Annotated in this window: 10 protein-coding genes; 9 read left to right on the plus strand and 1 reads right to left on the minus strand. The window is 46.4% G+C overall.

Going from position 1 to position 12,915, the window contains the following annotated elements; genetic code table 11:
- Positions 1-7 precede the first annotated feature (7 nt).
- A complete protein-coding gene (locus MHB71_RS04160; protein ID WP_340028888.1) occupies positions 8-1,816 on the minus strand; it encodes a sensor histidine kinase in 1,809 nt (602 codons plus the stop codon).
- 131 nt (positions 1,817-1,947) lie between these two features.
- Between MHB71_RS04160 and MHB71_RS04165 the strand changes: the two genes are divergently transcribed.
- From MHB71_RS04165 to glsA, 9 genes are all read left to right on the plus strand, one after another.
- A complete protein-coding gene (locus MHB71_RS04165; RefSeq protein WP_340028889.1) occupies positions 1,948-3,279 on the plus strand; it encodes an extracellular solute-binding protein in 1,332 nt (443 codons plus the stop codon).
- An 84-nt stretch (positions 3,280-3,363) separates the two neighbouring features.
- Entirely contained in the window at positions 3,364-4,242 is an 879-nt protein-coding gene (locus MHB71_RS04170) for a sugar ABC transporter permease (protein ID WP_036614579.1), read from the plus strand.
- Positions 4,239-5,075: a carbohydrate ABC transporter permease gene (locus tag MHB71_RS04175; protein ID WP_076318917.1), complete on the plus strand. Its 837-nt coding sequence runs from the start codon at positions 4,239-4,241 to the stop codon at positions 5,073-5,075. Before MHB71_RS04170 ends, MHB71_RS04175 begins: the two co-directional genes overlap by 4 nt.
- A 13-nt stretch (positions 5,076-5,088) precedes the next feature.
- Entirely contained in the window at positions 5,089-6,642 is a 1,554-nt protein-coding gene (locus MHB71_RS04180) for a sugar hydrolase (protein WP_340028890.1), read from the plus strand.
- A gap of 542 nt (positions 6,643-7,184) precedes the next feature.
- Positions 7,185-8,846: a sensor histidine kinase gene (locus MHB71_RS04185; RefSeq protein ID WP_235431634.1), complete on the plus strand. Its 1,662-nt coding sequence runs from the start codon at positions 7,185-7,187 to the stop codon at positions 8,844-8,846.
- Positions 8,847-8,856: 10 nt separating this feature from the next.
- The gene (locus MHB71_RS04190; RefSeq protein ID WP_047843671.1) at positions 8,857-9,657 is read left to right on the plus strand and encodes a LytTR family DNA-binding domain-containing protein; all 801 of its coding nucleotides are present in this window, start codon (positions 8,857-8,859) and stop codon (positions 9,655-9,657) included.
- A 180-nt stretch (positions 9,658-9,837) separates the two neighbouring features.
- Positions 9,838-11,073 carry an OFA family MFS transporter gene (locus tag MHB71_RS04195; protein ID WP_036675050.1) on the plus strand — a complete coding sequence of 412 codons (1,236 nt, stop codon included), beginning with the start codon at positions 9,838-9,840 and terminating at the stop codon, positions 11,071-11,073.
- Positions 11,074-11,334: 261 nt separating this feature from the next.
- On the plus strand, positions 11,335-11,817 hold the full coding sequence (locus tag MHB71_RS04200) for a GNAT family N-acetyltransferase (protein WP_047843670.1): 483 nt from the start codon (positions 11,335-11,337) through the stop codon (positions 11,815-11,817).
- 139 nt (positions 11,818-11,956) lie between these two features.
- Positions 11,957-12,898, plus strand: coding sequence for a glutaminase A (glsA, locus tag MHB71_RS04205; RefSeq protein WP_036614565.1), 942 nt, complete (start codon positions 11,957-11,959; stop codon positions 12,896-12,898).
- Positions 12,899-12,915 lie beyond the last annotated feature (17 nt).

Consider the following 12,915-nt stretch of genomic DNA (forward strand, 5'->3'; position numbering starts at 1 on the left):
CTCTTGGTCACCTCTTTTCCCAATTGGCCGGAATTTCGAGTGTAATTCGAGTTCCTGTATTCAAATCGGTATGAAACGAAAGGCCGTAACCCTCTCCGTAATACAAAGCAATTCGTGAATGCACGTTTTTGATGCCGATGCTTTGTTTATGCCTTTGACCAACGGCGACGAATTCAGGTGGCTGCTGGAGCAATTGTCGAAGTTCTTCCGCTTGTGTTGAGGACATGCCCACGCCATCGTCCCAGATCTCGAACACGATGCTGTCCCCCTGAAACAAACCGGTAATGGTAACGGAACCCTTCCCACGTTTGTTCTCCAACCCGTGATAGATGGCATTTTCCACGAGTGGTTGCAACAGAAGTTTCAGCATGCGACGACTCCGAATTTCCGGGTCTACATTAAGGTTGAACGCGAACTTGTCACCATACCGAATCTGCTGGATGGCCATGTAGTTTTCTACATGTTGAAGTTCTTCGCTGACCGCGACCAGCTCGCTGTCCGTTTTGATGCTGTAGCGGAACATGTCCCCGAGTGACTTGGTCATCACCACAATACTCTCAACTTCTTCGATCTCGGCAATGCTATTAATCGACTCCAACGTATTGTAGAGGAAATGGGAGTTGATTTGTGCTTCCAATGCCTTCATCTGGGAGTCCAGCATGAGGATTTTATTCTGGTAACTCTCTCGGATATGTGTATCGATATCTTTCATCATTTTGTTGAACTCGTGGTAAAGGATTCCTATTTCATCGACTTGCCTCGTTACTTGAGGCTTGATGGTCACAAAACGATGAGATTTGGTTTTGCGCATCAGCTTGGTCAATTCGATGATGGGTTTGGTGATCAGGTTGGACAAGAAAAAGGAAAGTAGAAGGAAAATGACGGCACAGCTTACGGCCACGTATAACAGCAACTTTTGTGAGATGTTGTACTCCTCATACAACCGATCCATAGAGATGTTGGCAATCACGTTCCAATTGCGACCAGGAACTTTCTGGATTACCGTCATCATGTTATCTTGGATTGATTTGTACTGTGAACTGTTTCCGACTTGATGCGTTGCCGCAGCCAGAGTATCGGAGAGAGGAGTGCCAACTCTACTTCCGTCGCTGGAGTACAGGATCTCGCCAGCGTCGTTCGCCAGATATAGATTGGACAAGCTTGGTGCCGGGTTACGTTTTAGACCGTCAAAAATGTTCATACTGCAATCCAGCATAAACACGCCTAGGAACTCGTTGTTGTTGGGATCGTAGAGGGCTCTGGAGAAGCCAATGGATTCCTTGGCGTTAATGATGTAAGGTTTGACGCCTACTTCACCAATATACAAATCGCCTTTACGCTGGATCGTATCCAGATACCACTCATCCCGAAGTGCTACATAATCGAGGCGTAGGTCTGTACCGCTACTGCCATAGCTTATCCATTTGCCATCAGGTGTGAAAAGGTACAAACCATTGATGTAATTGTAACCAAGCAGAATGTTTTCAAAGATCAATTTCAATTTGCTGCGGATCATGAAGATTTCATATTGATCGTTGGTACCGTTCAACTTGATTAGTTCATCACTCACAGTGCTGTAAGCGGTTGCATTGGAAGACTGCTGAAGGAGTGTGACAGAGATCCGGTCGATGTTCTGCAAAATTTCCTCCATGCTCTTGACCGAATTGCCTATAGTTGTCGACGTCACGAGAGAGGTCTGCTCATTCACCAGCTTCGTGTAACTGCGATAGGAACTGACAGACACAACGATAATTGGCACGATTGATACGAGGACGAGGACCAGAAAAAGTTTAGTTTTGATGTTGAACAGAATCATACGTGCTCCTCCCGCCATTTGTCAATTCTAAAAATAGTGCACCATACGAGCCAAAGCAAATGCACTTTTGCCCACCGTATGATGAGAATGTGCACAAAGCAAGAATAAACATGAATTGGGGGAATGACAAGATGAAAAATAGAAAACGATTGTTGCCTTTAACTTTGGTACTCCTCATGATGTTTCTGAGCGCATGCAGCTCCGGTAGTCAGGAGGGGAGCGGTACGGATACCAATAACGGGAGTTCAGATGAGTCAGGAAAGCCAATTACGTTGACGATGATGCTTTCGGGAAACAAGGCATCCGAGGGAGAGGATTTCGAACTGGAGACCTTGCCGCGTCTAGTCAAAGAGAAGTTCCCGAACATTAACTTGGAAGTACAAAAGTTGCCTGATGATCAATACAATACATCTGTTCGAACCAAGCTTGCGGCTGGACAGGGACCGGACATTTTCTGGATTTTCCCGAAAAATGCGGCTGGCGGTGTCATTGATTTTGCAAAGGCTGGTTTCGCTGCAGATCTGTCAGATCTGAAGTTCTGGGACAACATCAGCCAAGGAGCGAAGGAAGATATGTCCTATGAGGGTAAACCTTACGGGGTGGCCGAAGGACTGGACTTCCTCGGCGTTTACTACAACAAGGAGTTGTTACAGCAGGCAGGATATTCCGAGTTTCCGAAGGATTGGCCTTCGTTTCTGGATTTGTGTCAAAAGTTGCAGGCAGCGGGCGTAACACCAATTGCGATGGGTGACAAGGACCCTTGGATGATCCAATTCGGTATGTATCCGATTGCAGCCAATGTCGTGTATCCGAATGAGCTGGATTTTGATGTCAAACTGCAGAACGGCGAAAAATCGCTGACTGATCCAAAGTGGGTTCAAACGATATCGAAATACAAAGAGCTCTATGATAACAACTACGTCGTTAATAACTCGCTTGGTATTGGTAGTGCCCAATCTGCGCAGTTGTTTATCGACGGGAAAGCAGCCATGACCTTTACGGGAACATGGGATTATGCCTCCATGACGTCCAAAGGCGCTACCGATTTTACTCGCGGATTCGCTTCATTGCCAGGTAACGAGCCGGAACAGCCGGTGTTTGTATCTGCTGCAACATCTGCCGGATACGCTTTGAACGCCAAATCGACAAACCTGGATGCAGCCAAGGAAGTACTGAACTACCTGTTTGATGGTGAATCCGATCTGTTCAAAGCATTTGTGGAAGCCAACAGTTCCATCAGCGTCTATAAGGACGTAGAACTTGAAAACGAATTGTTTAAGGAAGTGAATGACAACTATCAACAAACTGGTAATTCCGTCTACTTCAGCAACCAGATGTGGCCAGCCGGAGTATCGGACGTCATGCAGGCAAAGTTTGCCGAAATTATTGCTGGACAGAAAACAACACCAGAAGATGTGGCAAACGCCATGGAAACCAAGTTTAGAGAGCTGTGGAAAAACTAGAACAAAACGAGGCTGTCTGCTGTAAAGGGGAGAATGATTGTCCTTCTTCCCTTGCCGCAGGCCCCTTGGAAAGGATGGAGCAGGATGAGCTCTACTGTAATGAAAAAGTCCATGTACTGGTTTGCTTTGCCGGCATTGATCTTCTACCTGACCTTCTGGATCTTCCCGATCCTGCGGTTGTTCCAGTACAGTATAACGGACTATAACGGGTACGCCCAAGCCTATAACTATATCGGTTTCGACAACTATAAGGAATTGTTTCGGAGCGACATCCTAGGCATTTCTTTAAAAAATACACTGATCTATACGTTTGTCACCGTCATAGCTGGCAATATCATCGGTTTGGCAATGGCTTTGCTGTTAAACATGAAAATAAGAGGAACCGGGATTTACCGTTCCCTGGCGTATATTCCCACATTGTTCAGTGCGATCGTCGTCGGATTTTTGTGGAGTTACGTCTATATGCCGGATTACGGGCTGATTTCTTCCTTTCTCGATAAACTAGGTATCGCAAATGAACTGAATTTCCTGGGTGATTACTCGACCGCACTGTATTCTATTATCTTCGTGGAAATCTGGAAGACGATCGGAACGACAATGATTATCTTCCTTGCAGGACTACAGACTGTTCCTAGTGACCTTTTGGAAGCCGGACGGATTGATGGTTGCGGCTCCTGGAGATTGCTGCGACATGTGAAGATTCCATTACTGGCAACAGCGATTACAATCAACGTGACGTTAAGTTTGATCAATGGACTCAAAGCGTTCGACTTCCCGTTTATCATGACGAATGGCGGTCCCGGCACGGCTACCAACACGCTGATTTATACCATCTACAAGATGGCATTTACCGAACAACTCTTTGGTAAAGCTTCGGCTCTTGGTGTCATTTCCTTTGCCGTGATTATCGTCATTACCGCTGTTTTTGTCCTGAAAATGAACAAACGGGAGGTGTCGGCATGATGCTTCGTAAAGTTTTGGGGAAAGGGTCCGTTCAGGTCGTTGTGTTGTTGGTGATGGCGTTAAACCTGATTCCGTTAATTATTGCCTTTTCGACATCACTCCGAGATCCAAGCAACAACACAAATCCGCTGGTCCTGTTCCGGGAGATGTCCTTTGCAAGTTACAAGGCTGCCTTCGACCGCATGCACTTTCCGGAAGCGCTATGGAACAGCGTGGTGTTAACCGGCGTATCAGTCGTGTTCGTTGTCCTGTTTGCGGCGATGGCGGCCTACCCGATGGCCCGTTTGAAAACAAAGCTAAGCAAGTTCATGTATTTGTTTTTTTTGTCCGGACTCGTGGTACCTGCGCAAATGGTATTGATACCGATCGTGCAAATGATCAATGCACTGCATATTCCAACAAATCAATATACGCCTATTTTCATGTTCATTACGTGCAGTTTGCCGTTTTCAACTTTCCTGTACACGGGCTTCATTCGAAGCGGTGTGCCTGAGGAGGTAGAAGAAGCGGCGCACATCGACGGGGCGGGATTATTCCAACGGTTCTGGACCGTCGTGTTCCCCTTACTCATTCCGGTAACGGTTTCGGTCATTATTACACAAGGTGTCTGGATCTGGAACGATTATTTCTTCAATATGATCTTTATTTCCAGCGCAGGAGATTCACCGTTACCACTGGCCATGCTTGGATTTTTGGGCGATCAGCAAAATCCCACGCAGTGGAATGTCCTGTTTGCAGCGTGCTTTCTGTGCGCACTACCGTTGCTGCTGGCGTTCTTGTTCCTGCAAAAATATTTTATCGGTGGTATGACCGTTGGGGCGGTCAAAGGATAAGGAGGGCACTGCAATGAGTGAAAAAGTGATAAACACAGCCTGGCTGGAAAAAGCGCAGGGTCTGATGCCGGAGCTTCGCCAGCAAAAGGTCTATCCGGAACATATCGTGAGCGCAGTTCCGGATGCGTCAGCTTTTCAGGGATGGCGTATCGAACCAATAGGCTTAGCAGAACACTTATCGGATCAAGTGCTGTGCAAGGGAGACAGTGTTACGCTGGATTTCGGGGAGCATCTCGTCGGTTATCTGACCTTGTCGCTTCTTAACGAGCGCAGTAATGCAGATGCACCTCTCAGGTTGAAGCTCACATTTGGAGAAATGCCCTGTGAGGTCGGTGATGATTTTGCAGAATATTCGGGTTGGCTTAGCCGTTCATGGCTTCAAGATGAGATCGTGAATGTGGACGTGTTACCTGGCACGCTAACACTGAACCGTCGATATGCCTTTCGGTATCTTAAAATCGAGGTGGTAGAAACGTCGATCCGTTACGATATTCGAATTAACGATATATATTGCTTGACGGTGACCTCAGCAGACATAGGGGCAGTACCTCAATTGCCTGAAAGTATCGACACGGAGCTGCTGGAAATAGATCGCGTGTCCGTGAAGACACTCCGGGATTGCATGCAGATGGTATTCGAAGATGGACCGAAGCGCGATCGACGTTTATGGATCGGAGATCTTCGCCTTCAGGCCCTCGTCAATTATGAAACATTCGGCTGTAATGATCTCGTCAAGCGCTGTCTCTATCTCTTTGCCGGAACAAGATTGGAGGGAGGCCAAGTAGGAGCCTGTTTGTACGAACAACCGGAACCGTACGTGGACGACATTTACCTATATGACTATGCGTTGTTCTTTATTGCGACATTATGGGACTATTTTGAAGCTACGAAGGACAGGGAAACGTTGGAAGAACTTTGGCCGGTGGCTCGAGAACAGATTGAGATTGGGCTTAAACGACTTGATGAGCGGGGCATCGTAAGGGATGACGATACATGGTATTGTTTTCTGGACTGGCATGAAGAATTAAATAAACAGGCGGGTGCTCAGGCAGTGCTCATCTATAGTATGAAAAGGGGCAGATCGATTGCCAAAGAAATAGGGCTGCCGGAGTATGAGGAATGGATTAACGCACACATCAAAGACGCTGAGCAAGCAGCCCTCACATATCTGTGGGATGGTGAGCAGAGCTTTTTCGTCAGTGGTGAAAAAAGACAGGTATCCTGGGCATCGCAAGTATGGATGGTACTGGCTGAGATCATGGATGCTCCAGCTTCCCGGCAATTACTTGATCGGTTAATGAGTAACGAAGAAGCTATTGGCATGACCACGCCGTACATGGTTCATCATTATGTTGATGCATTAATAATGTGCGGGGAAGAGGAGAAGGCACTGGAGCAGATCCGAAGGTATTGGGGCGGTATGCTGAAGGATGGAGCGGACACCTTCTGGGAGCTCTACGACCCGGACGACAAAACGTATTCTCCTTATGGTAGCAATTTGGTCAACAGTTATTGCCATGCTTGGAGCTGCACACCAAGTTATTTTATCAGGCGAAATTTTTCATGAATTTTGGACTTGAGGTCAACCAGGTACGTCTGGTTGGCCTTTTTGGATTAGTTTCAGATCGTATAGAGCCTGCCATGGCCTATTGTTTTTATTTTTATCTGTTTTTGTTCGTACCGATAAAAGAACGAGTGGCTATTAATGAAGCGATAAATACGAATATTAAAATAAAGTTATATGGGTTTCCTTTAAGGTTGTAGACTTGAACGATGAGTGTCAGAGTTGAGATGCTTAAGATTATTCGCAGGACAATCGCCGATGAGCGATCGGGAATAATTGGAATAACATGACAACTAATTATAACATAGGTTTTTCTGGAGTCGGATATTTTCATAGAAGTTAAGGGATGAACTATCATATGCATGCATGGTGCTGTCTTGTTGATGTTTTTTTCACAGGATGGACTTTGCTTTCCTCCGGGGGGAGCGGTAAACTGGTGCATACGAGCTTTATGGATTAATGTCCTAGATGTTCTTTCAAAAAGGCGTGGCTGTGTCGGTATGCATTTTATTTTTCAAACAGATGTGGAGGAAGTACGATTGGAAATGTTTACGATGCTGCTGGGTTTATTTGAACGGGCGGCGCTGTTGATTATATTTTTATTCTTTCTGTCGAGGGTGCCGAGGTTTAGGCAAATTCTGCAAAAGGGGAAATTAAGGTGGCAGGAGTCTATTGCGGTTACCTTGTTATTCTGTGCTTTTGCCATTTTCGGGACATATACGGGCATTAATGTTGAAGGTTCACTGGTAAACGTGCGGATCATCGCCGTGTTATCGGGTGGTATTTTGTTCGGAGCGCCTGTGGGTATTATTACGGGTATTGTCTCCGGGGTGCATCGGTATCTGATTGATATGGATGGAGTCACAGCTATACCGTGTCTGATCACGAGTATCCTGGCAGGTCTGGTCTCTGGATATATACATAAGTACACGCCCAAGCCCAAGCGGTGGATCATCGGTATTGGTGCTGGAATGATCTGTGAAGCACTCACGATGTTATTAATCCTGCTATTTTCCTATCCCGATCCACTGGGTGCCGATATTGTCTCGCAGATTGCGCTGCCTATGATTCTGGGTGAAGTCAACATTGGGCTGATTGTGCTCTTGGTACAGAGTGTCGAAGGGGAAAAAGAGATGATTGCAGCTCGTCAGGCGAAGCTGGCACTGGAGATTGCAAACAAAACCTTGCCTTATTTCCGTTCGATTGATGAGGATTCTCTGCGCAAAATTTGCCGGATTATTCAGGAGGATATTCAGGCTGACGCGGTTGCAATTACGGATACCCGGAATGTACTGGCTTATGTAGGATTTGGCGAGGAACGATATCATATCGGTAATGAAATTATAAGTGAGATGACCAAGAAGACAATATCTAGCGGGGAGATTACGATCAGTAATGATGTGATTGATGAAAAAACACCCGATATCCACTCGCTGTTAATCATTCCGCTCAAAGAACGAGGAGACATTACAGGTGCGCTCAAAATCTATTATCGCAAAGCGTACAAAATTACGTATCCATTACAAACGATGGCTGTAGGTCTGTCGCAGATCATCTCGACCCAGATGGAGGTTTCGCGGGTAGAAGAGATCAAGGCTGCTGCCAACAAAGCAGAGCTACGTGCGTTACAGACAACCATTCATCCTCATTTTCTGTTTAATGCATTAAATGCGATTGCATCGTCCATCCGAACCAAACCGGATCGAGCGCGCGAGCTGATTGTGAACCTATCCGGGTACATGCGCTACAATCTGGAGCTGTCGGATGAGTTAATCGATATTCATAAGGAACTGGAGCAGGTCCGTAATTATGTAGAGATTGAGAAAGCTCGCTTTGGAAGCCGACTTAACGTGATCTATGACATTGATGAGGTCGCGGTGCATATTCCGAGTCTCGTTATCCAGCCGCTCGTCGAAAATGCAATTATTCATGGCATTCTCAAGGTCAAAGGACCCGGGACTGTTCGAATTCGGGTACAGGATTATCCGGAGTTTGTGCGAATCAGTGTCAGTGATACAGGAGCAGGGATCAGTGCAGATATAATTGAACGTGTTTACCATGACCGTATGCCTGGTAACCAGATCGGGCTATACAATGTGCATCGCCGGGTCAAGCTCATCTACGGACAAGGTGTAACCATTACACGGCTGGAACAAGGAACCGATATTTTATTTGATGTGCCCAAAGGAGATGTCGTAACAAGGTGATGATGGATCAATGAGAGCTCTTATTGTGGAAGACGAGATTCTGGCAAGTGAGGAATTGAATTATTTAATCCAGGAACATAGTCAGATTGAAGTGGTGGACCGCCTTGAAGACGGGCTGGATGTACTGAAATTTTTGCAGGAACAAGAAGTAGATGTCATTTTCCTTGATATCAATATTCCCTCGCTGGACGGTATGATGCTGGCCCATCATATTGGGAAGTTTGCAACGAAACCCTACATTGTATTTACTACGGCGTATAAGGAACATGCAGCGGAAGCCTTTGAGTTGGAGGCGTTTGATTATATTCTGAAGCCGTATGACGAAAAACGAATTGCTGCAATGCTCCATAAGCTGGAACTTGCATTCAAACGTGATCATGCGCCGGTGGAGCAACATGTTGAGGATGGACCAGCCCCTACGGCGGACGGATCTGCTGCGCATGGTGAACTGGTACGAGAACGAGATACGAATTCCCATACAGACAGAAGAATTAATCTGCTGCGGAATGACAATATTATTGTTACGGATACGGCAGATATCTACTATGCGGAAGCACAAGAGAAAGTGACGAAGGTATATACCAAAAATGGGGAGTTTACCATGCCAGTGAGCATATCGGATTTTCACAGCCGTCTGCCACAGGATACGTTCTTTCGCTGCCACCGTTCGTACGTCGTAAATCTGTCGCAAATCCGTGAAATTGTACCTTGGTTCAACAATACGTATCTGCTCCGTCTGCGCGATTTGGAAGCTGAAGTGCCCGTGAGTCGTGGGAAGGTCAAAGAATTCAGGCAACTCATGCGCATCTAGAAGCATTTCATTCCGCATCTGATGCAACTCATGCTCAAAACGGTGTGATGAATCCCCTTTCATGTATGATTAGCTTGTGAACGCATTCATGTATATGACATCGGCAAAGGGGAGATCACGATGAAAGCAACCATTTCATCCGTTTCATCAACACCTGAATCAACATCTGCACCTACAAAAATGAATCGCTGGCTTATTGTTTTGGGGACCATCATTGTACAAATGGGTCTTGGAACCATCTATACTTGGAGTTTATTTAATCAACCGTTGTCTGATCGTTTCGGATGGGACGTCAGCTCGGTCGCGATAACTTTTTCAATTACCAGTTTTGCTTTGGCTTTTGCCACATTGTTTGCAGGACGATTGCAGGAACGTTGGGGTCTTCAGCGTCTGATCCGTGTAGCCGGGGTTGTGCTTGGACTGGGTCTGATTCTGAGTTCCCAAGTCACTTCGCTAACATTGCTGTACATTTTGGCTGGATTTGTCGTTGGTTTTGCAGATGGTACAGCGTATATTACGTCGCTGTCTAATCTGATCAAATGGTTCCCGGAGCGTAAAGGTCTAATCTCGGGGATCTCGGTCGGCGCCTTTGGTACCGGTAGTTTATTGTTCAAATATGTGAACACGGCATTGATTGGTGCCGTTGGTCCTGCTCAGGCATTTATGTATTGGGGCATTATTGTCCTTGTTCTGGTCGTTGCGGGTTCATTCCTGATCCGCGAAGCGGTTGTTCGTGAACAGGCTCCGGCAAGCAAGGAAGGATCCAAACAAGTCGTAGCACGTCATGATTACACGGTGAAAGAGATGCTGCGTACAAAAGAAGCGTACATGCTGTTTGTTATTTTCTTCACGGCGTGTATGAGCGGTTTGTATCTGATCGGTATTGTCAAAGATATCGGTGTACAACTCGCTGGACTTGATGTAGCTACCGCTGCGAACGCAGTGGCCATGGTTGCAATCTTTAACACGGCAGGACGTATTATTCTCGGTGCGCTGTCGGATAAAGTAGGACGAATGAAAGTCATCGCTGGTGCGCTGCTGGTTACAGCCGTAGCTGTCATGACACTTAGTCTGGTTCCACTGACCTTCGGGATCTTCTTCGCCTGTGTGGCGGCCGTTGCATTTTGCTTCGGCGGTAACATTACGGTATTCCCGGCGATTGTGGCCGATTACTTCGGACTGAAAAATCAGAGCAAAAACTATGGTGTGATCTATCAGGGATTTGGATTTGGTGCTTTGGCTGGATCATTCATCAGCGCCCTGCTGGGCGGATTCCATCTGACCTTCATCGTGATTGCTGTACTCTGCGCTGTCTCGCTGTTGCTCGCACTGATCATTACCCCTCCAGGTGAAGGTCGTCGTGCACGTCAACGTGAAAAACAGATGAACCTTAACCCTTCATCAAGGGCAAGTTAACAACATGCACTGGAAGTACGGAACTGAGGATATTTCTTCATCTTAAAAAGCAAATTAAAAAACAAAGTAAACAAAGCGGTCTCCAGTTGAGGCCGCTTTTTGGTATCTACAGTGTTCAGATTGCTGACTTAGTTGGCCTATCGGATCATCTGGCTGCCTGCAAGCGTGTTGCCTTGTGTGCATTCCATCATTCGCATCTGTTATACTCTAGGTGAATTCAACAAGACCAAGATAAGTTATGTACCCCAGAGGAGGCACATCATGAAGTTCATTAAATACACACAACCTGATTTTGATGATTATTATGCATTGGTTTCCAATATGGAAGTAATGAAACAGATTACAGAACGTGCAATACCGGAGCAAGAGGCGAGAACGCAATTTGAGTCCATGCTGGAGTTTAATGAGCGTTCCACTTGTGGACATTACCGAGTATATAGTGAAGATGGTGCCGGTGTGGCGTATGCCAAATTGATTCCGGATCAGGAGGACCCGACCAAGGCTGAGATAGGTTACATGATCCTACCTGAACATTGGGGCAAAGGTCAAGGCACATCCATTGCGTCACGGTTGATTATTCAGGCACAAGCCGCAGGGATTGGATCACTCTATGCAGTTATCGATCCGGGTAACGCTGCTTCTCGCCGGATCTTGACCAGACAGAACTTTGTATCCACCTGGACAGGTGATTACGATGGTCTTCCCGGTGAGATTTTGGAGTTAAATCTTCAAATGAAGCGGTAAAGGAACTATTTTGAGGGTAATCAGATAATATAGGGCATTTTGCATGAGATGGCTGGAACTCATTATCACCATGGTGCATGGGTTCACCCATGTACATTTCATGCAAGATGCTTATATAGAGATGTGGAGGAGATGACATATGAGCAATTCAACCATGGAACGTCTGAATGCATTGCTGCCGGAGTGGCTGGAGACCAGTCGTTTGCACACCGGGCAGGGTAAGGTGGCTTCTTATATCCCGGAGCTTGTCAAAGCCTCTCAGGATGAGCTTGGTATACATATCATGGACGCCGAAGGGAACTATGTGTCGGCAGGGGATTGCGGTGTCCCATTTACAATGCAAAGTATCTCCAAAGTATTTACCCTTATTCTGGCCTTAATGGACCATGGTGAAGAAGCAGTCTTCTTTAATGTAGGAAAAGAACCCACAGGCGACGATTATGATTCGATGATCAAGCTTGAATTGGTTGAACCCGGTATTCCATTTAATCCATTGATTAATGCGGGTGCGATTACGGTGTCCTCGCTTGTTGGAGGAGACTGTAAGGAAGAGAAATCACGCCGCATTCTGGAGTTTTTCCGCAAACTGGCGAATAATGATCAGCTGGGCTATAACGAAGAGGTATTCCAGTCCGAATCGGAGAGTGGTCATATGAATCGTTCACTTGGCTACTTTTTGAAGCACAACGGGGTCATTAAGGATGACGTTGAAGACGTGCTTGCCGTGTATTTCCGTCATTGCTCCATTGAAGTGACGTGTGCAGATCTGTCTCGAATGTCACTCGTTCTGGCCTATAATGGAACAGATCCAATTACGGGAGAAGAACTCATCCCTCGTCGCTATGTTCAGATTGCCAAAACCTTCATGACCACCTGTGGTATGTATAATGCATCAGGCGAATTTGCCATCGAGGTCGGCTTGCCCGCCAAAAGTGGAGTATCCGGAGGGATATTGACCCTTGTGCCGGGACAATTCGGCATAGGTCTTGTTGGCCCGGCTCTGAATCGCAAAGGCAACAGTATTGCCGGTGTGCATCTGCTGGAGCGTCTGTCCAAGGAATTTGACTGGAGCTTTTTCTAAAAGTTTTTCAGAAAAAA

The organism is Paenibacillus sp. FSL H7-0940 (assembly GCF_037979415.1).
In the GTDB taxonomy this organism is placed as follows: Bacteria; Bacillota; Bacilli; order Paenibacillales; family Paenibacillaceae; genus Paenibacillus; species Paenibacillus amylolyticus.